This is a genomic window from Spirosoma foliorum (assembly GCF_014117325.1).
GTDB classification, from domain to species: Bacteria; Bacteroidota; Bacteroidia; order Cytophagales; family Spirosomataceae; genus Spirosoma; species Spirosoma foliorum.
In genome coordinates this window covers 3,704,355-3,725,864 of the sequence record NZ_CP059732.1, presented here as the reverse complement: position 1 = coordinate 3,725,864, position 21,510 = coordinate 3,704,355, and the positions used below count along the sequence as shown (strand labels likewise).

General features: G+C 47.4%; 19 protein-coding genes and 2 tRNA genes. 14 read left to right on the top strand and 7 right to left on the bottom strand.

The window, feature by feature from the left end; all coding sequences use genetic code 11:
• Nucleotides 1-192 precede the first annotated feature (192 nt).
• The 3 genes from H3H32_RS15740 to H3H32_RS15730 form a co-directional block, all read right to left on the bottom strand.
• On the bottom strand, nucleotides 193-1,299 hold the full coding sequence (locus H3H32_RS15740; RefSeq protein ID WP_182463599.1) for a response regulator: 1,107 nt from the start codon (nucleotides 1,297-1,299) through the stop codon (nucleotides 193-195).
• Entirely contained in the window at nucleotides 1,296-3,734 is a 2,439-nt protein-coding gene (locus H3H32_RS15735; RefSeq protein WP_182463598.1) for a PAS domain-containing sensor histidine kinase, read from the bottom strand. The genes H3H32_RS15740 and H3H32_RS15735 overlap by 4 nt, the downstream gene beginning before the upstream one ends.
• 133 nt (nucleotides 3,735-3,867) lie before the next feature.
• A complete protein-coding gene (locus H3H32_RS15730) occupies nucleotides 3,868-4,281 on the bottom strand; it encodes a response regulator (protein ID WP_182463597.1) in 414 nt (137 codons plus the stop codon).
• 622 nt (nucleotides 4,282-4,903) lie between these two features.
• Here H3H32_RS15730 and H3H32_RS37865 point away from each other — a divergent pair.
• Nucleotides 4,904-5,029, top strand: coding sequence for a hypothetical protein (locus tag H3H32_RS37865; protein ID WP_256432996.1), 126 nt, complete (start codon nucleotides 4,904-4,906; stop codon nucleotides 5,027-5,029).
• A 156-nt stretch (nucleotides 5,030-5,185) separates the two neighbouring features.
• Here H3H32_RS37865 and H3H32_RS15725 read toward each other — a convergent pair.
• Both H3H32_RS15725 and H3H32_RS15720 read right to left on the bottom strand, forming a co-directional pair.
• A tRNA-Pro gene (locus tag H3H32_RS15725) sits at nucleotides 5,186-5,259 on the bottom strand.
• Nucleotides 5,260-5,279: 20 nt separating this feature from the next.
• A tRNA-Ser gene (locus H3H32_RS15720) sits at nucleotides 5,280-5,366 on the bottom strand.
• 334 nt (nucleotides 5,367-5,700) lie between these two features.
• On the opposite strand from H3H32_RS15720, the gene H3H32_RS15715 reads away from it, so the two are divergent.
• From H3H32_RS15715 to cdaA, 10 genes are all read left to right on the top strand, one after another.
• A complete protein-coding gene (locus tag H3H32_RS15715; RefSeq protein ID WP_240543790.1) occupies nucleotides 5,701-6,498 on the top strand; it encodes a vWA domain-containing protein in 798 nt (265 codons plus the stop codon).
• Between the two features lie 51 nt (nucleotides 6,499-6,549).
• Nucleotides 6,550-7,245, top strand: a complete 696-nt coding sequence (locus H3H32_RS15710) for a tetratricopeptide repeat protein (protein WP_182463596.1) — start codon at nucleotides 6,550-6,552, stop codon at nucleotides 7,243-7,245.
• Nucleotides 7,246-7,284: 39 nt separating this feature from the next.
• Complete coding sequence (locus H3H32_RS15705; protein WP_182463595.1) at nucleotides 7,285-8,460, top strand: acetyl-CoA C-acyltransferase; 1,176 nt, start codon at nucleotides 7,285-7,287, stop codon at nucleotides 8,458-8,460.
• A gap of 114 nt (nucleotides 8,461-8,574) precedes the next feature.
• Nucleotides 8,575-9,516, top strand: coding sequence for a phosphoribosylaminoimidazolesuccinocarboxamide synthase (locus H3H32_RS15700; protein WP_182463594.1), 942 nt, complete (start codon nucleotides 8,575-8,577; stop codon nucleotides 9,514-9,516).
• A gap of 96 nt (nucleotides 9,517-9,612) precedes the next feature.
• Complete coding sequence (locus H3H32_RS15695; RefSeq protein ID WP_182463593.1) at nucleotides 9,613-10,020, top strand: STAS domain-containing protein; 408 nt, start codon at nucleotides 9,613-9,615, stop codon at nucleotides 10,018-10,020.
• Nucleotides 10,021-10,030: 10 nt separating this feature from the next.
• Nucleotides 10,031-10,981 (top strand): ribonuclease Z, encoded by a 951-nt coding sequence (locus tag H3H32_RS15690; protein WP_182464362.1) that lies wholly within the window; start codon nucleotides 10,031-10,033, stop codon nucleotides 10,979-10,981.
• A 193-nt stretch (nucleotides 10,982-11,174) separates the two neighbouring features.
• Complete coding sequence (locus tag H3H32_RS15685; RefSeq protein ID WP_182463592.1) at nucleotides 11,175-11,477, top strand: hypothetical protein; 303 nt, start codon at nucleotides 11,175-11,177, stop codon at nucleotides 11,475-11,477.
• A gap of 11 nt (nucleotides 11,478-11,488) precedes the next feature.
• On the top strand, nucleotides 11,489-13,987 hold the full coding sequence (locus H3H32_RS15680; protein ID WP_182463591.1) for an Hsp70 family protein: 2,499 nt from the start codon (nucleotides 11,489-11,491) through the stop codon (nucleotides 13,985-13,987).
• 14 nt (nucleotides 13,988-14,001) lie between these two features.
• The gene (locus tag H3H32_RS15675) at nucleotides 14,002-14,868 is read left to right on the top strand and encodes a hypothetical protein (protein ID WP_182463590.1); all 867 of its coding nucleotides are present in this window, start codon (nucleotides 14,002-14,004) and stop codon (nucleotides 14,866-14,868) included.
• A 65-nt stretch (nucleotides 14,869-14,933) separates the two neighbouring features.
• A complete protein-coding gene (gene cdaA / locus H3H32_RS15670; protein WP_182463589.1) occupies nucleotides 14,934-15,743 on the top strand; it encodes a diadenylate cyclase CdaA in 810 nt (269 codons plus the stop codon).
• A gap of 38 nt (nucleotides 15,744-15,781) precedes the next feature.
• Here cdaA and H3H32_RS15665 read toward each other — a convergent pair whose 3' ends face one another.
• On the bottom strand, nucleotides 15,782-16,189 hold the full coding sequence (locus H3H32_RS15665) for a DUF4332 domain-containing protein (protein ID WP_182463588.1): 408 nt from the start codon (nucleotides 16,187-16,189) through the stop codon (nucleotides 15,782-15,784).
• Between the two features lie 418 nt (nucleotides 16,190-16,607).
• On the opposite strand from H3H32_RS15665, the gene H3H32_RS15660 reads away from it, so the two are divergent.
• A complete protein-coding gene (locus H3H32_RS15660; protein WP_182463587.1) occupies nucleotides 16,608-17,657 on the top strand; it encodes a S1C family serine protease in 1,050 nt (349 codons plus the stop codon).
• A gap of 110 nt (nucleotides 17,658-17,767) precedes the next feature.
• The gene (locus tag H3H32_RS15655; protein ID WP_182463586.1) at nucleotides 17,768-18,361 is read left to right on the top strand and encodes a hypothetical protein; all 594 of its coding nucleotides are present in this window, start codon (nucleotides 17,768-17,770) and stop codon (nucleotides 18,359-18,361) included.
• 101 nt (nucleotides 18,362-18,462) lie between these two features.
• Here the strand turns inward: H3H32_RS15655 and H3H32_RS15650 are convergent, their stop codons facing one another.
• Complete coding sequence (locus H3H32_RS15650; RefSeq protein ID WP_240543789.1) at nucleotides 18,463-19,407, bottom strand: DUF2279 domain-containing protein; 945 nt, start codon at nucleotides 19,405-19,407, stop codon at nucleotides 18,463-18,465.
• A gap of 172 nt (nucleotides 19,408-19,579) precedes the next feature.
• Here H3H32_RS15650 and H3H32_RS15645 point away from each other — a divergent pair, with 172 nt between their 5' ends.
• The gene (locus H3H32_RS15645) at nucleotides 19,580-21,286 is read left to right on the top strand and encodes a DUF6909 family protein (protein ID WP_182463585.1); all 1,707 of its coding nucleotides are present in this window, start codon (nucleotides 19,580-19,582) and stop codon (nucleotides 21,284-21,286) included.
• Nucleotides 21,287-21,510: the final 224 nt, after the last annotated feature.

The window sequence follows — 21,510 nt, the reverse complement described above, 5'->3', positions numbered from 1 at the left end:
CGTCCAGGCCGACGAAACCAATGAGCGAAACCAGGCGATAAAAGATAGTTCGTAGGCCGCTTCCTGACAGATGTTACCTGAGAAGTTGACAATGGATAGGCTTCCTTGAATCTGTCTGTGTGCGCTTGGCTAACTGGCGATGGGTCTTCTTGATGATGCCCATCAGATTCGAGCCTGCCTATTGTCAGGTAATCAGCGTTTTAAGTTAATCAGCTTATCTATGTCGAGCAGGGTAATTTGACTGCCATTGATCTCGATCAACCCATCAGCCCGTAAATCGCCCAAAATACGAATGACTGTTTCGGTTGAAGCTCCTACCAGATCAGCCCAATTCTCGCGCGACAAGCTCATGGGTAGGGATTGGTTATGGGACCGATCACTTGGCATGTGACCTTCTGGCAGGCTAGCGTTGGGTTGGGGGTAAAACGTTCGCTGAACCAACAGGAGAGCTTCAGCCACCCGTTTACGAACCGATTGATAGGCTCCTTTTAAAAGCTTTTCCTGTAAATTGGCGACTTCGATGGCCAGCTTCTGACTTAACCGATTCGCCACAACTGGCTGATGGTCTAGCAGGGCTTTAATATCGACGGATGGAATCGTACAGACCAACGAATCCTCCAACAACTCGGCCGTATCGGTGTAAGGTCCTTGAGTTAACAGAGCCTGGTAACCCACAAAGTCTCCTGGACCAATTAACTTCGTGATGTACTGATTACCAGACGCATCAATTTTAACCAGTTTGCCTTTTCCCTGGCTTATAAAGTATACGGACGTTGGCCAGCTTCCAAATGCATACAGGCGGTGTTTTCGGTTAAATTGTGTGGTTGGGTAGTAATCACATAGGGACTGGCTGGCATTATTCTCCTCCAGAATAGCTTGCCTTAGATTCGTCAGGCGATCTGAACTCACAACTGCATCAGTCGCTAAAACTGGCCCTTTTTTTAGTCGGAGTTCCACAGCACCCAGCAGGCTTATGTCATCGAAGGGTTTGGTCAGGTAATCGTCTGCGCCCAGGTTCATCCCCACTCGAAAATCAGCAGCTTCGGCTAATGCCGTCAGGAAAATAAAGGGAACCGTGGCTAAGTCGGGATCTTTGCGAAGGATATGCAACACGCCGTAGCCATCCAGATCAGGCATTCGAATGTCGCACAGGATCAGATCAGGTCTGGTCTGGCGGGCTCGTTCAATGCCTTCTTTACCATTCGCTGCCTGCACCACCTGGTAAGGAGCCAGCTGAAGAATTTCGGCAATATTGGCCCGCATCGTCGGTACATCTTCAATGACTAGAATGGTTTTCATGGGCGCGGAGAAAACAAAGGAAGTTGAACGGTAAAAACGGTTCCTGTATCAAGCTGGTTGAAGGTAATCTGTCCGCCCAGCAAATCGACACAACGCTTGACTGCATATAGGCCCAGACCTATTCCGTCGACATTATTTACATTGCGCGCGCGGAAAAAATTTATAAACAGGTTGTCTTTATCTGCGTCCGGAATACCAATGCCTTCATCCTTGACAGTTAGTTGGAGTTTATCATCCCTAACGCTTGTGGTAAGCTCAATTTGTTTATTATCCGACGAATATTTACTGGCGTTGCTGAGCAGATTAATCAGGATTTGTTTGAGTAATTGTCCATCGAGCGCCAGCGTTGGCTCTCCCGATAGATGAGAATAGATAATATCCTGATTAGGTTTGAGCATGGTCCGCATGTGGTAGATGACCTCCTGGCAAAAGGTGATGATATTGATCGGGGTCGGTTTGGCACGCAGACTAGACTGTTCTAACTGACTCAGGGAGAGAAAATCCGTTAATAAGCCTGTCAGGCTTTGCACGGCTAGTTTAATGTGTTGCACGTGTCGTTCCCGTTTTTCTCCATCATCTGGCCCGTTATAGCGTCCGATCAGTGACGCTGAGGATAGAATCAGGCCCATGGGCGTACGAAATTCATGGGAGGCTAGGGTGATAAAGGTTGACTTTAGCTCATTAAGCTGTCGCTCCCGGATAAGTAACTGCTCCGTTTGCTGACGAGCAATGACCCGCTCAGTAACGTCGGTACACACCACCAGAATGCGATCAAGGCTCCCCTTGTCATTAATCAGGGGTTCATATACAAAATCAAAATAGCTTGTACTGAACTGCCCGTTTTGCCGCAGTTGCGTGGGGACTTCCTTGCCTTCATAGGCTTGCCCCGTCCGGTACACATACTCCAGAAAGGTTTCAAAGCCCTGACCAACTAATTCGGGTATCGCGTTGAGCAGCGGTTTCCCGACGAGTTGATCCACCGTTCGACTCGTGATGGCGCAGAAGAGTAGATTGGCCATTTCAAAACGAAAAGCCGGTCCTGCACCAACAATGGCTATGGCTACGGGTGCCCGTTCAAGTAAGGTTTGGAGTCGGTTGGCGTTTTCGGCCATAATCTGCCGCTCTTCCCTGGATTTGGTTACCTCCGTGGCCACGACCATAATACGATCAACCTCTCCCTCCGGACTACGCAATGGCTCGTAAATAAAATCGAAATAGACCGTCTTTAATTGCCCATCGCGGTAAAGTAGCGCTGGCTGATCGGTCCCCGTAACTGCCACGCCGGTCTGGCGCACGGTATCCAGCATGGCCTCGAAACCCTGCCCTTTTGATTCAGGAGATGCCACAAACAGGGGTTTCCCCAATAGCTCGTCCGGAGTATGATTCCAGAGTTGACACAACACCGGGTTAGCCCGTTCTATAATATAGTCAGGGCCATACCAAATACCCACGCCCAGGGGTGTTTGCCGAAACATGGCATCTAACACTCGCTCATTGGTCTCGATCTGCTGTCGGGCCCGTACCGCCGTGGTGACGTCGGTGAGGATAACGACTACCCCCGTAATGGTCTCCTCGCCGGTCACTTGATCGACAGACCGACGTGGCTGATAAATCTTGTCTACGTAGATCGTTTCCCACTGGCCGTTTCGAAGCAGTACCACTGGCAGTTCACGATTCACATAGGGAACTCCACTCGTCAGCACCTGCCTAACTACCTCCTGGATGCCCTGTTTGCCCAATTCGGGCATTGCCTCCAGCAATGGCTGGCCAATCAGACATTCGGGTATTCTCCCCACGAGATCGCAGTAGAATGGATTGGCCATTTCCAGGATAAAGTCGGGTTCCGGCCCAATGATCGCCACGCCAACAGCGGCTTGTTCAACTAAAGTAGCCAGATTTCGTTCGTGTTCTTGCCCAGCCCAAACCAGCTCTCCTTTTTGCCGCTCGGCCAATTGGGTGTCGGTCGTTTCAGTTGCCAGGCAAAAAATGCCCCCGACATCGCCAGATTCGTTATAAATCGGGCTATACGAAAAACTAAAGTAAGCTGCCTGGAGAACACCATCCCGATTAATTAACAGCCGTTGATTATCCAACCCGCTGGCTTGCTCCCAATGGCAAACGGCATTCAGCCTAGGCTCGAGCGTATCCCATAATTCTGGCCATACAGCCTGAGCTTTACTCCCCAGCACCTGAGGATGTTTTTCGCTAAGGATAAGTCGATAGGCATCATTGTAGAGCATAACCAGGTCAGCTCCCCAGCAGATCAGGATAGGAGCGGGTGAGTTCAGGCATATACCCAGGGATGACTGTAGGCTTTGGGGCCATTGCTCAGGCGGTCCAAGACTGGAAGTGGACCAGTCTTGGGTGCGAATGCGTTCTCCCAGCTCTCCGCCCCCAGCCAGAAAGGCTGGCGTAGTGGATTTTATTGCTCCCATTGTCCTTCGTTAATCAGCTTACCAAATCAGCCACTACACTACTTCTTACGTTGGTCGCCCTGTGACCCTACGTAAACTTACGTAAATCTCTATACGATTGGTTTAAGTTATTATCGACGGATAACTCGGTTGCCTAAGCTGAAAAACAGCTACGAATGGTCTGGGCAATCTGATCCAGCCCTGAATAGGATGTTGGTTTTTCCAGATACTGGCTGGCACCAGCCTGGTACGCAGTCGCTATTTGTACCGGTTGGGCGTCCGTAGAGAGGATGACCGTTGGAATGTGTCGAAGTAAGGGATTGGCTTTTAGGGCCATCAAGGTCTCCAGCCCATTTAGTTTTGGCATATTCATATCCAGAAGAATCACCTGAATTGGTTGGGCCGTTAGGGATTGGCTCCAGTTCCCCAGCAGAGTCAAGAGTTCAGCCCCGTCCTTCGCTTCGACAATGGTCACAGACGGATAGACGTGCTGAAGGGACTGACGCATAAAGTAGCGGTCATCAGCATCGTCGTCGGCCATATAAATCACGGGGTTTGCCTCGTTCATCAGGGAAGTTCTTTGTGCGGTAAACATACGTTAGCCAAAGTTGGAACAGCGCAAACAAGTTACCTATGACGATGGATAGGTTGGAACATGATCGTTTACGGCCTGGACTAAGGTGAAGTTTGGAATAGGTCCGATTTAGGTTAAGGCCCTGTTGATAGTGACTGGGTGTCAACAGGAACTAGTACCGAGCCTTAAGTCTTGTCCAAAAATTATTTGGACGTTTTCTGGAGTGGCTATGTGGTAGAGAGTTAGCCTAAAACTGGCTTTTTGGCGCTTAATAAAACCGTTCAGTTAGATAGTTCAATGTTTTTAAGTTTGTCGAAATTACCTGGACAGGAACGGGCAGTTCCTGTAGAAAGGACAATGAGTTTAATAACTTATCCTTTCATAATAGCGACTGCTTGGCCCTTTTATCCGCTTTCGGCTAAAAACCTAAATTTTTTAGAACGCTAATAGGTTGATCGTGTAATTAGCTAAGCACTAGATTGGACTCAGATGCCTTGGCTACATCAGGATTCCCTACCGCCATACTAACATCAAATGTTTAGCTCTTTACATCCATAAAATGTTCCGATCAATATCAGATAAAACGAGAATAAGTAAAGTTGATACCTTAAGTGTTATGTCTGTTACCATTGATGGCAAGCTGGCAAACCCTATAGAGGGGACTTTGCCTTTGCCACCAATAAAAGCGCAGATTCAATTGATCATTGGTGGCAAAACCATAATTGAAACTTTAGCGAACTGATCACTTAAAAAATAACGATTACAGAAATCATAGCACTACGATCAGCTTTCGTCTTTAATAGAGCAAGTGCCCTACATGTTTAGACTAGAAACTAAAAGACATAAAAAAACCAGTCAATCTTTCGGTTAACTGGTTAATTATTTGGGACTTTAGATGTCGGGGTGGCAGGATTCGAACCTACGACCTCCTGCTCCCAAAGCAGGCGCGATACCGGGCTACGCTACACCCCGAAGGATTACTCTGTACTCAGCGGAGAGAGAGGGATTCGAACCCTCGGTACCGTTACCAGTACGACAGTTTAGCAAACTGTTCCTTTCGGCCACTCAGGCATCTCTCCGAAGCCAACCAATTCCTTCTCGATTGATTGGGACACAAAGGTAGGGTGATTTTCGTCTTTTGTCAAGTAAAATTTTAAAAAATCTTTCTCTAATCGCTAATTTTGTCTTCTCTGCTGTGCGAGCCAAATACCTAAACTAGGTCAGTATCAGCCTGATATTTGCGTTAAATGAACTGGCTATATCCTCTTTCCCGAACCGATTTTTTTTTTCATTGTCCTGTTTATAGGGCTCTACGGACTATACATTTGGCGTACATTTCGGCTGGCTCGTCAATTAAATACATCAGCTTGGGGAGTCATTCCAAAGTTTTTTCTGCGCGGCAGCTACCTTACCTTGCTTATTGTTGCCCTACTTGGGCCATCGTTCGGCGAAGCCGAAGGCGACCTTAGCACAACCGACCACGACACATTCCTGGTTGTCGACATTTCTCGATCAATGGATGCCAGTGATATAGTGCCTACTCGACTGGAGCGGATCAAATACGATATTCAACAACTTTGCGATACCCTGCCCAATAGCCGATTCGGACTGGTATTAGCCTCTTCTGAATCGTTCGTCCTGTCACCCCTGACTGCCGACCAGGACGCGCTGAAGCAACTTATCCATGAAGTACATACCAATATTACTCCAACTGGTGGCACAGATTTATGTAATGCTATTGAATTAGCTTATCAAAAATTAGTAACTGACTCATCGACCCACCAGAGCGTTCGATCGATTGTTTTGTTTAGTGATGGAGAAAACTTTGGTTCCTGTGAGCGGGCTTCCTTGGCTCGTTTGCGTGCGCAGGGAATGCCCCTTATAACTATTGGCGTTGGAACAGAAGCGGGTTCGTCAATTCGGGAAGGGCGCGATTTTGTCCGCGATGATGATCACCAGATCGTTCGAAGTAGGCTGAACCGCCAGTTTTTGCAGGAATTAGCCCGTGATGGGCGAGGTAACTATATCGAAGCAGATGCTAATGGTCGGTATGTAAACGAGTTAGCCAGGGTATTGCGATCATTAAAAGGAGGAACTATTCATCAACACCACGTAGCTGTATCAACCAATAAGTACTATTATTTTCTATTGGTGGCGCTGGTATTTCTAGCCCTCGACATAATTCTGACTATCCGGACGTTCCGGCTGTGAGTTGATCTCAAGGTTTCATCTTATTTTTGGACGTTCGTTCGTTACGTGATTATGATTTACTTAGTCTTTGCGGCCTGGATCTGGTTGAATGAGCTGCTTCCGTTAAACCAGATTACCCAGAATAATCAGGCGCGACAAGAAGCACAGGCAGCCTATCAGGCTGGTCAATATAAGCATGCGCTGAAGTTGTATATCTACCTGAGTAACACCACTACAACGCTCGATCCAGGTGTTCGCCTTAACCTTGGCCATACCTATTTCAAACTGAAGCAATACCGAAAAGCGAAGCCGCAATATGAAACGTTGCTTCAATCCGATCGGTCAGATTTACGTACTGCGGCTGCTACGCAATTGGGTGTGATGGCTTGTCTGGAAGGTGACAGTGCAACTGCTTTAACGTTATTTCAGCAGGCTCTGCTCGAAAATCCCGATAATGAATCGGCCCGCTATAATTTTGAATTAATTAAAACCTATTATTCAGGGAGAGCTCCAGCCCCAAAAACGCATCAGCAGGCCTCAACTCAGCAGCCTAAGCTGGTGAATAAACCCCGGCCGATGGGTGGACAACAGGTTGAACGATCGGATCGTCAGGATGAAGTACTGCGCCGTTTCAAGCGCTTAAATCTGAGTGAAGAACAGGCACTTCAACTGCTGGATGCCATGCGGGGGGATGACCTCCCCTATGCATTAACACGATCTGCCCGACATGCCGAAACAAAGCCGAAAGAGGGGGAGAATCGTTGGTAAACCTGAAATATTAAACCTGAGTACAACAACTAGATGGCTATGAACGAAGTCGTTATCATTTCTGCGGTTCGAACACCTATTGGTGGATTTGGGGGTGTTTTGTCAACCCTAACGGCTATTGATCTGGGTGCAGCTGCCATTCGAGGTGCTCTGAGTCGCGCGGGCATACAACCCGATCAGGTTCAGGAAGTATATATGGGCAATGTGGTGTCGGCAAACGTTGGTCAGGCTCCGGCCAAACAGGCGGCTCTTAAAGCTGGTTTGCCCGCTACTATTCCCTGCACAACCATCAACAAAGTATGTGCATCGGGCACAAAATCAATTATGCTGGCCGCCCAGGCCATACAGCTCGGTCAGGCCGATGTTGTTGTGGCTGGTGGCATGGAAAGCATGTCAAATGCCCCGTATTACATTCCTAAGGCCCGTTTTGGCTATAAGTACGGCAACGCCGAACTAGTCGACGGTCTTGCCCGCGATGGTCTTGTAGATGCCTATGATCAGTGCGCTATGGGTGTTTTTGCCGACCAGACGGCCCAGCAGTATTCTATTAGCCGGGAAGAGCAGGACGCGTATACAGTGCAGTCCTATCGTCGGGCGGAAGCCAGTACGCAAAGCGGCCGATTCGCAGCGGAAATTGTCCCCGTTGACGTAGTGGGTCGAAAAGGTACCGTTACGGTCAGTGAAGACGAAGAATATAAGAACGTTATTTACGACAAAATTCCAACGCTGAAAGCGGCTTTTACACCCGGAGGGACAGTCACGCCTGCAAGTTCGTCGCCCATCAGTGACGGAGCTTCTGCGCTCGTAATCATGAGTCGACGAAAAGCAGATGAGCTAGGACTCAAACCACTTGCCCGCATTTTAGCCTATGCTGATGCCGAGCAGGAGCCTCAGTGGTTTACCACATCGCCAACCAAAGCCGTACCACTTGCCATTGAACGAGCCGGACTGAAGGCCGAAGACATCGATTTCTTTGAAGTAAATGAAGCTTTTTCGGTTGTTCCGTTGGTATTTAGTAAAGTGTTGAATGTACCGCAGGAAAAATTAAATGCGTTTGGAGGAGCCGTGTCGATCGGTCACCCGCTGGGTGCATCAGGGGCACGCATTGTAACAACGCTCACGAATGTATTGCAACAAAACGGTGGCCGCTATGGCGCTGTTGGCATTTGCAATGGGGGCGGTGGTGCATCAGCCATTATTATTGAAAAACTATAATTTGGCTTTTGGTTTACAGTTTTTGGTTTACGGTAGAGTTTCGTCCATTTATTAGTAATGCAGTAGCCTACCGTAAACCAAAAACTGTAAACCAAAAACTACAACCTAAGTTAAATGAACGCCATTCAAGAGACCAATTTTCAGTTTCCCGGCCAAACGGGCTTTTATCGCGGTAAAGTTCGGGACGTATACTCGTTTCCCGATAAACTTGTTATGATTGCATCAGACCGGATTTCGGCCTTCGATGTGGTATTACCCCGCCCTATTCCGTTCAAAGGACAGGTACTAAATCAAACGGCGGAACATTTCTTACGCGCCACCTCCGATATTGTTCCCAACTGGCTCCTCGACGTCCCCGACCCAAATGCGAGCGTCGGTCTGAAATGCGAGCCTTATGCCGTTGAAATGGTTGTTCGGGGTTATCTGGCCGGTCATGCCTGGCGAGAATACCGCGCTGGTCGCCGGATACTCTGCGGAGTTGCTTTACCCGAGGGCTTGCGTGAGAACGACCGCCTACCAACTCCAATTATTACACCGTCGACTAAAGCGCATGAGGGTCATGATGAGGATATTAGTCGCGAAGAAATTCTGGAACGGGGTATCGTTCAGGAAAGGGATTATGTGCAACTGGAAAAATATGCGCTGGCTCTTTTTGCCCGTGGCACCGAAATGGCTGCTAAACAGGGTTTAATTCTGGTCGATACGAAATATGAATTCGGCAACCTGGATGGCAAAGTGTATCTGATCGATGAGGTACATACCCCCGATTCATCCCGGTATTTTTATGCTGATACCTATGCGCAAAAGCAACAAGCCGGAGAATCGCAAAAACAATTATCGAAAGAGTTCGTTAGAGAATGGCTCATTGCGAATGGTTTTCAGGGAAAGACCGGCCAGACGGTCCCTGTTATGTCGGACGAATGGGTGAATCAGATTTCTAAACGCTATATTGAACTGTTTGAGACGGTTACGGGTCAGTCTTTCCAACCCGATCTTTCCACGGACCCACTCGTACGCATTGAAAATAATATTTTAGGGATACTTAATAAAATGTAAAATGGCCAATGAATAACGTAAAATGCGTTCCCCAAAACTATCAATAGTGTTTGAACGCGATTCATTTTACATGATTCATTATCCATTGATTAGTCTATGAATTACACAATAGAGAAAAACGAACAGTACGCTCTTATTCGATTAGCCGAAAGTGCATTTGGCGAAGAGGTCCCAGCCACGTTCGAAACCCTTAGCCGTGGTTTATTCCGCGAGGGTTACAGTAACATTATTGTGGATATGGCTCCTGTTCAATCGGTTGATCAGGCTGGTATTATGGTACTTCGGAAAATCAGTCGGCAATGCACGAATGAAGAAGGCTTGTTGGTTAGTGTCACTAAAAACGATGACCTGATCGAGCTTTTAGATAAGGCAAACCTCACCGATTTAACGATTATGCCAACGGTGGAAGAAGCAGTCGATGCTGTTTTTATGAATGAACTGGAAAATGATTTTCGAAGCGAAGAAGACGATGAGTACGACGTCGGCGGGAGCGTCGAAGCCTAATGTGGCCACAATGACTCATCACGAATCGGAACCTCATCGTTCAACTCATTTACCGTTTGCCCTCACCATATTGGGGGCAGGCTCTGCCACGCCTACACTCCGGCTTCATCAAACCGCCCAATTATTAAGCATTGGTAGCGATTACGTGCTGATCGATTGCGGAGAAGGTACCCAATTCCGGTTAATTGAGCAGAAAATACGCCCAGGGCGCTTACGCTATATTTTTATTAGTCACCTGCACGGCGACCATTATTTTGGACTTGCTCCGCTCCTGTCATCGCTGAATATGGCTGGTCGGACGGAAGACCTGTACCTCTTTGGCCCGCGCGGACTGGATGAAGTATTGACCACAATTTTTCGAGTGTCCGACTCTCGACTCGGCTTTAGGCTTCATTTTCAGATTGTTGAACCAAATCAAGCGACCTTTATTCTCGATCATCCACTCATGACCGTACAGTCGATTCCGCTTCAACACCGCATTGACTGCACGGGCTATCTCTTCCGGGAAAAACCAGCCAAGCCCCATTTACTTCGGGAGAAACTTCCGACCGATGTACCCATTGCCTATTTGAAACAGCTAAAGGATGGTCAGGATATTCTGGGTGCCGACGGGCAATTACTCTATGCCGCAGCCGAGTATACGGAGCCTGGCCCAGCTCCGCGTTCCTATGCATTTTGCTCTGATACCCGCTACGTAGAAGAACTCGTTCCGCAATTACAAGGGGTCAACTTGCTTTATCATGAAGCAACCTTTTTACAGGACAATGCATTAAGAGCCGCCGAAGTTTATCACTCTACTGCCGAGCAGGCAGCTACTATTGCAGCCAAAGCTGGTGTAGGGCGCTTACTAATTGGCCACTTCTCGTCGCGGTATAAACAGTTCGAGCCATTTCTGGATGAAGCACGGACGGTTTTCCCCGAAACATATCTGGCCCTGGAAGGCCAAACGATTGATATTTAAATCGTGAGGTACCTTTAGATTTTGTGGATTCTACAGATACTATTGAAGCCAAACGTTCGTGACAAATACGAGGTAATGATACAGTCGGAGTTGGTTAGTTTGTAAAACGGAGTGATACTCCGTTTTACAAACTAACCAACATTTTGGAGGGTATTATCCAATACCATAGAACCATTAGAATCTCTCTAGCTCAATGCGACCTCTGGTTGATATTGCCAATCAAGTACACACGCTTGAAAAAAAGGCCGGGAAAGACCAACAGTCTGGCAGCGCCTACAATCGTCCGCTCCAACGAATTCGGCAGGCACTACTGGAGCTTGGTGTAAGCTACCATAGTCCCGACGGCGAGCGCTATTCCGAAACGCGTACGGATATAGAGGCAAGCGTAACAGGCGATTCGACGGATAATCTGATCATTACCCAGGTTATCAAACCCATCGTTACCTACAACGGCCAAATTGTTCAGGCAGGCATTGTGATTGTCGAGAGCGTGTAACTTAACTCTTTATGCAAACGATCAATTTTGGAATTGATTTAGGAACCACGAACTCGCTCATTGCCCGTTTTACGGGCACTCAGGCCGATGTGTTCAAAAATCCAATTGGTTTAAAGGAGACCCTGCCAAGTTGTGTAGCCTTTCGTAAAGAGCGCGTGTTCGTCGGCGATAAAGCTCGTGAGTGGCTGTTGAAAGACCCACTGAATGTGTTTTCAAGCTTCAAGCGGAAGATGGGCACTAGTGAAACCTATCGTATTCAATCGCGTAACGAGGAGATTAGCCCGATTGAACTGTCGGCACTTGTCCTCAAAGAGCTTAAAAACTTTATTCATACGGGCGATATTCCCCAAAGTATTGTCGTCACGATTCCGGCTAGTTTTGATACCATCCAGAGTAACGCAACCAAACAGGCAGGCCTCGATGCGGGCTTTCAGGAAGTGGTTTTGTTACAGGAACCCATTGCTGCCTCACTGGCTTATTTCAATAAATATACGACCGAGAAAGAAGCAGGTAAGTGGCTGGTTTATGACCTTGGTGGCGGTACGTTCGATGTCGCGTTAATTGGTATAGAGGACAATGAAATGCGCGTTCTCGATCACCAGGGTGATAATTATCTCGGCGGACTTGACTTCGACCATAGTTTGGTGGTAGACGTTCTGCTACCTGAACTAATCCAACAGACTGGACAAACCGATCTCGCCAGTCAGGTATTGACCAGGAATTCTCGGTATGAAAAGCTCTATTACATTCTGCTCCTAAAAGCCGAAGAGGCTAAAAAGGAACTTAGCACTCGATCAACGACTGAAATCGAGCTAACGTTTGAAGGAGAAGATGGCGACGAACTCGACATCGTGATTCCCGTTGGGCGCGAAACGTTTAACGCCATCATCCGCGACCGGATCGACGCGACCATCGAGATGCTCGAGACGATTATGGTACGCAATAACCTAAACGCCGATGATATTACGGAGATCGTCCTGATTGGTGGGAGCACTTATATTCCATATGTCCGGGCAACACTGGCCGAACGAACAGGCTTGCCCATCAATACCGAAGCTGATCCGACTACAGCGGTGGCCGTTGGAGCCGCCTATTTTGCTGGCAACACACCCAGTCGGCAGGTAAGTCCACCCATTGATCAGGAAGCGAACCTGGCTAGTTCCTTACGAATTCAGACGGGTTATAGCAAAACGACGAAAGATCTGGAGGAATACATTTCGGCGAATGTGATCAATTTTCACGACGGGCTCTTTTATCGAATTACGCGTAGCGATGGTGGTTTTGATACGACTTTACGCCCGCTGACTCCGCGCTTTGGCGAATTTGTTACGCTGCTTCCGAATCGGATCAACACATTCACGATCAGCCTTTTCGACGCGTTCAACAACCCGGTATCGGCTCATGTCGAACCGGTTTCGATTACGCATGGATTATTTAGTCTGTACGGTCAGCCATTGCCCGAAGACATTTGCCTTGAGGTCGATGATCTGCATAATAATGCGACGCGTTGCGAACTGGTATTCAGCCGGAATAGTGTATTGCCACTTACCAAAACAATTTACCGGGAGATCAGTCGCACAATTCGAAAAGGGTCCGATGAAGTCCTGATTATTAATTTGTTAGAAGGCGATGCCACACAGCATCCGAGCACAAATAAGAATATTGGCGTCATTGAGGTTCGGGCAACGGATTTACCTGCCGATCTGATTAAAGGATCGGATGTGGAGCTGAAGATTGACATGAGCGAATCACGGGATGTAACCGTCAGTATTCACCTGGGCATGACCGACCAGCAATTTGATGAAGTGTTTAGTCCTACCCAGCGCTATGTGAGCCTAACCAAACTTCGTGACGAACTAACCGAGCTTCGGACTCAACTCGAGCTGGATTTAGACAAGGCACTTCACAATGAAGACTATGAAGCTGCTGCCCGGCTTCAGGAGTTGACCGATCGAACAAGAAAACTTCAGGAACAGGCCAAAACGCTGCAAACGACCTCGCTAACCGACGAGAAATACCAGCTCGATGAAGCCAAGCGTAAACTAGCGCGTCAACTTTATGCCAACGGTCCAGTTAGCAATCGGGTTTTGCGAACGAAAGAACTTTATTACAATCTGGTAGAATCGCTACAGTACTGGGCCGATACCTTGCAGGAACTATCGCCCAAATTGCGGGCTGAGATTCAGCAGTTGAAAGCAGATGAACCGGAAGCGATGCGGGGAAATAATTTCTTTCGGGTAGAAGGTCATTACGCCAAATGCCGCCGGATTTATAACAACGCTGTTCTATATACGCCAACTTTACTGGTTCACTTCTTTCACCTATACGCCAATCAGACGCCCGATGAGTTCACCGACTATCAGCGGGCGCAAGCCGAAATCAAACGAGGTGAAAAGGCACTAGATCGTCAGAACTATGACGAGTTGCGCAGTGTGCTTCTCAATCTGATCGGCTTAACTAAAAATAGTGAAGTTGTCGAAACCAAAATTAAAGGTACTGGCCTGGGTTAACCATTACTTTTTGTATGCCTTATCAATCGCCCTTACACTTATTAGACAGCCTGCAAATTGAACCAGACCAGCTAAACCCGGCTGGTCTGGTTCAGCTGCGAAAAAAGCTGTTGGCGGAGTTCAACCTGACTCCTGCTATTACCATTGCGATTGGGGATAAGCAGTACACGAAAGATGAAGCGTTGAAAGCAATCGATCAACTGAAAGAAATCCAGCATCTGGACGATCATGCCAGTATTTTTCAGGATAAACCCTTGTTGGCCTGGCTCGAAAATCCGACGATGGCCTTGTTTCCCTACAAATCAATTATTGACCTACATTGGAGCGGGCACAGTAATGATTTTTGCGATGAAATTCTGGCTGACGCTCTCCAGCCTTACTGTTCATTCTTACTAAAACAGCGACGGTTTTCGCCCCTTAAAGAACCGTTATCCGTCACTTTTTCCTTGCCGATTCATTATCAATACGGTATTCTGGAAGTCATCTACGAACAATTGGAGGATATTAATTCGCTGATTGATGAGGCAAAAAAAGCACCGAACTTCAAACAGGACCAGGCAACTTTTGGCTTTATCCTGTATGACGATTGGCCTGATTTTTTAAACAGTCTCCCCGAAGAAACCTTTGAGGGCATCATCAACTCCTTTTGTGTGGCGGCCATAAACTATACGGTAGCGGCCCAGCACGATCAACGGTATTTTGTGTATGACATTACCCATCAGTTAGTCAGAACTAACTGTGATGAAGGACTAAAAAAAACCATTCAGGGCAATTATCAGGTATACAAAGCAAATAATTCAAACGGCAAGGGTTGGTCTTCCTGGTGGTTCTGGGGTTTTATTGTGTTGGCCCAGTTCCTGGCTAGAGCTTGCGATAACTAACGCGCATAATCCATAAACTAGGAAGTTCTGTTTATCTTTAGCCCCGAAACTTTCTCCACTTGTTCATGCTGGCATTTCGCCTGGGATTTTTAGACATTGGTTGGCTCGACCTGCTCGATATTGGGTTGGTAGCTCTGCTGATTTATCAAATTTACAACCTCGTTCGGGGAAGCGTTGCCAGCCGGGTATTCGTGGGGTATCTGCTCGTTTATTTAGCCTATTTGCTCGTTAAAGCACTTGGGCTTAATCTGATGACAACCATTCTGGAGTATTTTATCAGCGTAGGGGCACTGGCGCTGATCATCATCTTCCAGCACGAGATCCGCCGTTTTCTGCTGCTGATTGGCAAATCGACCAACTTAACAAACAGTCGTTTGTTCAGGCGCTGGCTTCTACGGGACAATGATACGGTTGAAACACAGACGCCGTTAAAGCCCATTCTGGACACTTGTAAAGCGTTGAGTGGCGAATTTTCAGGCGGATTACTCGTATTACAAAAAAACGATGATCTGGAGAAATTTGCTCAATCAGGCGAGGTAATAGATGCCGATATATCGAAGCCGCTTCTCTTAGCCATTTTCAGCCAATACAGCCCATTGCACGATGGCGCGGTAATCATCAGCGAAGGGCGCATCCGGGCTGCCCGCTGTATTTTGCCAGTATCGGAAGACGATGAGTTGCCCCCGTCGCTGGGCTTTCGTCACCGGGCTGCGCTGGGTATGAGCGAAGCCACGGATGCCGCCGTGATTGCGGTTTCGGAAGAAAGTGGCCGCCTATCGTTGGCCCTAAATGGCGAACTATATACAAATTTGAGTCTACCTGAGTTAGAGACCCGGCTGGAGAATTATCTGCAGGAGCCCGGTATACCGACCTAGTCGAACATGAAAAAGGGGGCGTTAATACACCCCCTTTTTTAATATTCGAGCATTCTGGGCAGATTTTTAGCCTGTTCAACAAAATCACCAATTTGCTCAACAGAAGGTGGTCGCTGTGTAAATTGCCGAACACTATTAATCTGAATCAATTTAGCGTGCAGATTTGCGGCTGATCGTTGAGCTAGTTCTTTTACGGTATCAACGCCAGCTTCTTCCATAAGGTCGCTGTAAACCCGTCCAATGCCTTTGATACGGGCTAAGTCGGCACGATTGGCCAATTCCAGAATGATGGTTCCATCAACACCACTGGCAGCAGATAGATCTTTGCGATCTTTGGGTGTCTTAGTTGCTTCGAGTAGTGAATCACCATCACTAATGCCTTGTGCCTTCAGGGCATTCAGAACGGCATCTGTAATGCCACGTAGTTCTCCTAATGTAAGGCTCATGCAAGAAAGAAAAGTAGAGGATTAGAATACAATAGCAGCCTGACCTTCAGACTACTTAATACATTTTTAACGAACAAGGTACTTCCTTCGGGTATCATTCAAAAGAAATTTCTTTTGAGCGGTAAAGCTTTCCGGATGCATCTGTCCAAACGTATGCTTCCAGTCGTTAAACCGCGCTAATTCATTCTTTTGAAACAAGTCTACATCAATTTTTTTTTGACTCAAATATTCTTCGAAGGTCATACTATCCCTGCCATTTTAACAGAACTCAATACAAATTAAGCTACCAAGTTACTTAAAACAAACAACCATCTGCCCTAAAATGACAAAATGGCTGATAGGTAACTTGTTTGCCAACTCTACATTGCTCTGGAACAGATCGTGATAGCTAACTCAGCCATACTTAATAACTTATCGTATGGACACTCAATTTGTGACATTTTCCGATGTAACCTCGCAGCAAGCGGGTTCATTTGAGCAGGATGGTCCGTTGCTGGATGCCTATTCGGCTACCGTTGTAAACGTTGCTAAAAAAGTTAGCCAATCGGTTGTTCAGATAAAGGTTAGTGGTCGGGCAACCTCGAATCAGGGAGGTCGTACTCCAGTGCCTCCGCAACGCCGGGCACCTGGTCGGGACGATGCCGATGGTGGTTCAGGCTCGGGTTTTGTTATCTCTACCGACGGCTATATCATTACCAATAACCACGTGGTGGCCGGAGCGACCAAAATCATGGTTTCCCTGCCCGACTCCCGCGATTATGAAGCGACCCTCATTGGCCGAGATCCTGCTACCGATATCGCTGTGATTAAAATCTACGCCGATGGCCTCAAAGCCATTCGCTTTGCCGATTCGAAACAGGTTCAGGTTGGCCAGATTGCCATTGCGGTTGGCAATCCATATGGGTTTCAGTACTCACTGACGGCAGGCGTAGTCAGCGCGCTTGGCCGGACACTCCGTTCAGAATCGGGTCGGTTAATTGACGATGTTATTCAAACTGATGCTGCGTTGAATCCGGGCAACTCAGGTGGTCCGCTAGTCAATTCGAATGGTGATGTCATTGGCGTAAATACCGCCGTAATCTTGCCTGCTCAAGGTATCTGTTTTGCCGTTTCATCGAATTTGACAGCTTTAGTGGCGGGCAAACTCATTATGCATGGCCGCGTACGACGTGGGTATTTGGGCATTGGCGGTCAGCTGATTAACCTTACCGAGCGAATCAAGCAGTACAACCAACTGACGGCTAAAACAGGCGTAATGGTGGCAAGTGTAGAGCCCGACGGAATAGCCGGGAATGGCGAGTTGATGCAGGGCGATATTATTGTAGGGTTCAACGGTCAGCCTGTAACCAGTGTCGATGACCTACATTTACTGCTCACCGACGATACCATTGGTAAGCAAATTGCCGTTACGATACTTCGTCAGAATCGCCAGAAAGGCATTACAGTAATACCGGGAGAAATGAAATAAGCCATAGTATGCAATTAATAAAATTGGGTGACTAAAGTTTTTTTAAGCGTCTAACGATCCTGCAATCCAACTGGATTCGCTTAGACTTATTCATCCCTATTTTATTATTCATGAAAGCTTATCTATTTTCTCTGTTCATGCTGGCTGCTATTTCAGCTACCGCCCAGGAGTACAAACCATTTAAAGTAAATGTATCACTTGGCATAGCCAAACCAATAGGCTCAGGGGCATCGGGTGGCGTTTTATTTGCAATTGAGCCGAAGTACGGCCTGAGCGACCATGTTGACCTGGGCCTTCGCTTAGAATTGGCCGCTGTTGCTCGGGGCGTTGTCAGCAATGGAAATACTAGCTCTGGTGAAGTTGGCAGTTTTACGTCAGGCGTAATTACGGGTAATTATTTATTTGGTCAAGGCGGTGTCAGACCCTTTTTGGGCTTAGGTCTTGGACTCTATAATGTAGCATCGGGTGGTACAATTACAGTCGTTAATGGTCAGGGCCCTCAATCGATAACGTTGGTTGGCGAAACTAAATTTGGCGCTATGATTCGAGCAGGTATTAAAGCCGGGCATTTCGTTGTAGGTGTTGAATATAACGCTGTTCCTACAACAACGAGCACACTGTCAATAGGCTCAACCTCAGTTGAGAGCAAAAACACCTATCTGGGTATTAAACTGGGCTTCGATATTGGTGGCGGAAGGAAATAAAGAGTAAAAAAGATAAAGAGCGAATGAGTGCAAGAGTGAATGTGCGAAAAGTTTATCGCCATTTTTCACTCTTGCACTCATTCGCTCTTTCACTCTTTATTTCATTCTTTTGGCAAAATAAGCGGGTGAAACCGTAGTCCTTTTACGCGGTTAAACTCCAACGATGGGGCGGGAATTTTGAAAAACTGTGCCGTTCCAATGAACCGTTGAAGCGATGGCGAAAACGTACCGATGCGTGATAAGTCAGCATCGGGCGAGATAAAGAATTGGCGATAACGGGTGAATTTCACTTCGTTTCCGTCTTTATCAAACATCACCGGATTTTCGTGGCCACCCGTCATACCGCTTCCACTATACCCCAAATCCAGATTAAGCCAACGGGGGAAGCTAGGACCAACCGGCAACACCGACGCCAGATTGACCGACAGCCAATATTGTTGTCCATTGTAATCTTTGAGCATTTGTTGCCCTGTTGTTTTTCCCAATAAATTCGGTCGATAGGGCGGGAAAATCGTTTTCCGAAAGCCATACTTTAAACTAACTACCTGTTGACCAGCCCCGTATTGCTGTCCAACAAACAGCGCCGTTCCGGCCACATTGGCAAACATATCGCCCTTCGAAAACCCCCAGCCTTCGGCATGGCCGTCGTAGACTTCGAGGGTTGTTTGAAATAGCAGTGCCAGCAAACCGCCCGTCAGGATACTCGCTCGTTCATTAACACCACTCCAGCGCATCAGCTCGTAACCACCCCGACTCATGCAATAAGCCGTGGCGGCATGGCCAACCTTATCCATCTGGAGCCATTCGCCGTTATCATTGAAGGTATGAAAGGGCACTTTTTTCTTGTACCATTGCTTCCGAAGCATTAGGAGCGTAATCGTGTAGAAAGCTGCGGTTCCTACCAATACACCAATAAATCGCCCCTGATTAATGCCTGATTGGTCGGGAATGGCAGATGGCGCAGGGATCGGTTGCGCCTGAATAGTCTGGCAGAGCATGAGCCAGCATAAAGCAATCCATCCTACGCGCCGAATCTGTTCTTTCATCTGCCAAAAGTACCTAGAAAATAGTTTCAGGTTTAATGTTTCAGGTTTCAAGTTGGCTAACACACCACTATTGTTTGCATTAGTCAACTTGAAACCTGAAACATCAAACCTGGAACGTCAAACATCAAACGTCTTCCCCGTAACTTGCACCCAAATTACTTCACCACTAGTTATGAACCTTGTTCCTTCTCCTCCACTCACTCGCGCACAGGAATCGCGCGTAGCCATTGAGCGACTGTACATTACCATGCGGCACCTGTTCAACCGGGGATTTTATAAACCATCGGGGGTATCGGGCGAAGAAATTCGGCGGGCGTTACTTACGCTCCAACCCGAAATTTATGGGCTCGTTGGTGATCCACAACGGGTTGAGTTAGATGGGTTGGTCTATGTTATGGACCGACTCCCCAAAGGGATTGAGGCCTGTCGGGTTATTTCACTGGCCTCGCGCGAAGGCTTTGAGCACTCCCATTTTCCGGTATTGGTCCCGGCCAAACGTCGCCGGAACTGCTATCGGATTGATAATGAGCAGATGGTGATCGAAGTAACCAACGGTCGCAGCGAAATCTACGACATCCTGACTCACCTGACGTTTATGTTCATGGAAGCCGATAAAATTCGGCGGAATGCTTTTCAGGAGAAAGGGGGCCGAATTCGGGAATGGGAGAAACTGGAAGCTATCATTCAGTCGGGTGGGACAGTGAACGACGATGAACGAGAATTAGCGCTCACTTACCTGAGTTCGATTCTGGGTCGAACGTTTGAAGAAACCCAACAAGCCTATAGCCGATTTGAAGAAACAGCCGGAACCAACAATGGCCTGTTTCAGATCGTGTACGGTTTAGGAAGCGTATCCATGCGAGAGGTTGGCGAACCGAAACTGGGACGTGAAATCAACTTTACGCCTATGCTTCGCGAGCGCGTAGGCCAACACCTGTACGGCGAACGCTGGGCTACCCGCCTGAAGCAATACATCTGGGAGCATAACCTTCAGCATCGTCCGATCCACATTATCAGCGCCAATCCACACAGCGTTATGAATTGCCTGTATGCGCCTGGTGCCTTAGCCGGAACAACAACCTGGGATAATCTGTATGATCTGGCCTTAAAATTAAGCCAACCCACCCAACGGGAACTTCGGAAGCGGGTTACCGAATATGCTACTGAACACGGTATGCACACACTGGAAGATTTGGCAGGAACCAGTCTGATGGTGCAGCTAATTGATACCGCTCATCTGGATGCCAGCCAGTTAACCTCGGAAATTACGCATGATCCCGAACATATAAAAACGGTTCAGCCGCTTCTGTTGGTCATGGATTATGCATTTGGGGAGCAGGCTTTCGAAACGATGGATGAATTACTAAAACCTTTTGAGCACAATGAGGTAACGGCCCCGCTCAACGTAGCGTCCATTTCTATAGTTGGCAAAGCAGGTATTCTGACCGGCGAGAAAGGCGATCTCATGATTCCTACCTCGCATATCTTCGAAGGCACCGCCGATAATTACCCACTGGACAACGACTTCAAAAAAGAGGATTTTGAGGGACATGGCATTGATGTCTACGAAGGAGCCATGATTACAGTACTCGGCACGTCTTTACAAAACAAAGATGTACTGAGTTATTTCAGAAACTCTTCCTGGAAAGCCATTGGATTGGAGATGGAAGGTGCTCATTATCAGAAGGCTATTCAGGCTCAATCGAGAATTCGAGGTAGCGTTCCGAACAGCATAAAAGTGCGTTATGCTTATTACGCATCAGATAATCCGCTGCTTACGGGAGCTACGCTGGCATCGGGTAGTTTAGGTACGCTGGGTGTAAAACCCACTTATCTGATTACAATGAAATGCCTGGAGAAGATATTTCAGGCCGACTAAATCAGCCTTCGAACGGGGTTTTCAGGCAGGCAGTTCATAAAAGGAAATTTTAACAACTTCACGATAAAACAGGATTTATTAAATATCATATCAAAAAAAAGTTCAACACTTCGCCATCTTTCAGGTTAAATAACTGGAAAATATCCTATTTTATCGAAATTTGCGGAACAAGCTGCCTGCCAATTTTGTAAGTAATAGACGAATACATACCTGCCAAATTATAT

Coding starts and splice junctions, on each gene's coding strand:
- H3H32_RS15740 (WP_182463599.1), bottom strand. CDS start 1,299: ATGAAAACCATTCTAGTCATTGAAGATGTACCGACGATGCGGGCCAAT.
- H3H32_RS15735 (WP_182463598.1), bottom strand. CDS start 3,734: ATGGGAGCAATAAAATCCACTACGCCAGCCTTTCTGGCTGGGGGCGGA.
- H3H32_RS15730 (WP_182463597.1), bottom strand. CDS start 4,281: ATGAACGAGGCAAACCCCGTGATTTATATGGCCGACGACGATGCTGAT.
- H3H32_RS37865 (WP_256432996.1), top strand. CDS start 4,904: ATGTCTGTTACCATTGATGGCAAGCTGGCAAACCCTATAGAGGGGACT.
- H3H32_RS15710 (WP_182463596.1), top strand. CDS start 6,550: ATGATTTACTTAGTCTTTGCGGCCTGGATCTGGTTGAATGAGCTGCTT.
- H3H32_RS15705 (WP_182463595.1), top strand. CDS start 7,285: ATGAACGAAGTCGTTATCATTTCTGCGGTTCGAACACCTATTGGTGGA.
- H3H32_RS15700 (WP_182463594.1), top strand. CDS start 8,575: ATGAACGCCATTCAAGAGACCAATTTTCAGTTTCCCGGCCAAACGGGC.
- H3H32_RS15695 (WP_182463593.1), top strand. CDS start 9,613: ATGAATTACACAATAGAGAAAAACGAACAGTACGCTCTTATTCGATTA.
- H3H32_RS15690 (WP_182464362.1), top strand. CDS start 10,031: ATGACTCATCACGAATCGGAACCTCATCGTTCAACTCATTTACCGTTT.
- H3H32_RS15685 (WP_182463592.1), top strand. CDS start 11,175: ATGCGACCTCTGGTTGATATTGCCAATCAAGTACACACGCTTGAAAAA.
- H3H32_RS15680 (WP_182463591.1), top strand. CDS start 11,489: ATGCAAACGATCAATTTTGGAATTGATTTAGGAACCACGAACTCGCTC.
- H3H32_RS15675 (WP_182463590.1), top strand. CDS start 14,002: ATGCCTTATCAATCGCCCTTACACTTATTAGACAGCCTGCAAATTGAA.
- cdaA (WP_182463589.1), top strand. CDS start 14,934: ATGCTGGCATTTCGCCTGGGATTTTTAGACATTGGTTGGCTCGACCTG.
- H3H32_RS15665 (WP_182463588.1), bottom strand. CDS start 16,189: ATGAGCCTTACATTAGGAGAACTACGTGGCATTACAGATGCCGTTCTG.
- H3H32_RS15660 (WP_182463587.1), top strand. CDS start 16,608: ATGGACACTCAATTTGTGACATTTTCCGATGTAACCTCGCAGCAAGCG.
- H3H32_RS15655 (WP_182463586.1), top strand. CDS start 17,768: ATGAAAGCTTATCTATTTTCTCTGTTCATGCTGGCTGCTATTTCAGCT.
- H3H32_RS15650 (WP_240543789.1), bottom strand. CDS start 19,407: ATGAAAGAACAGATTCGGCGCGTAGGATGGATTGCTTTATGCTGGCTC.
- H3H32_RS15645 (WP_182463585.1), top strand. CDS start 19,580: ATGAACCTTGTTCCTTCTCCTCCACTCACTCGCGCACAGGAATCGCGC.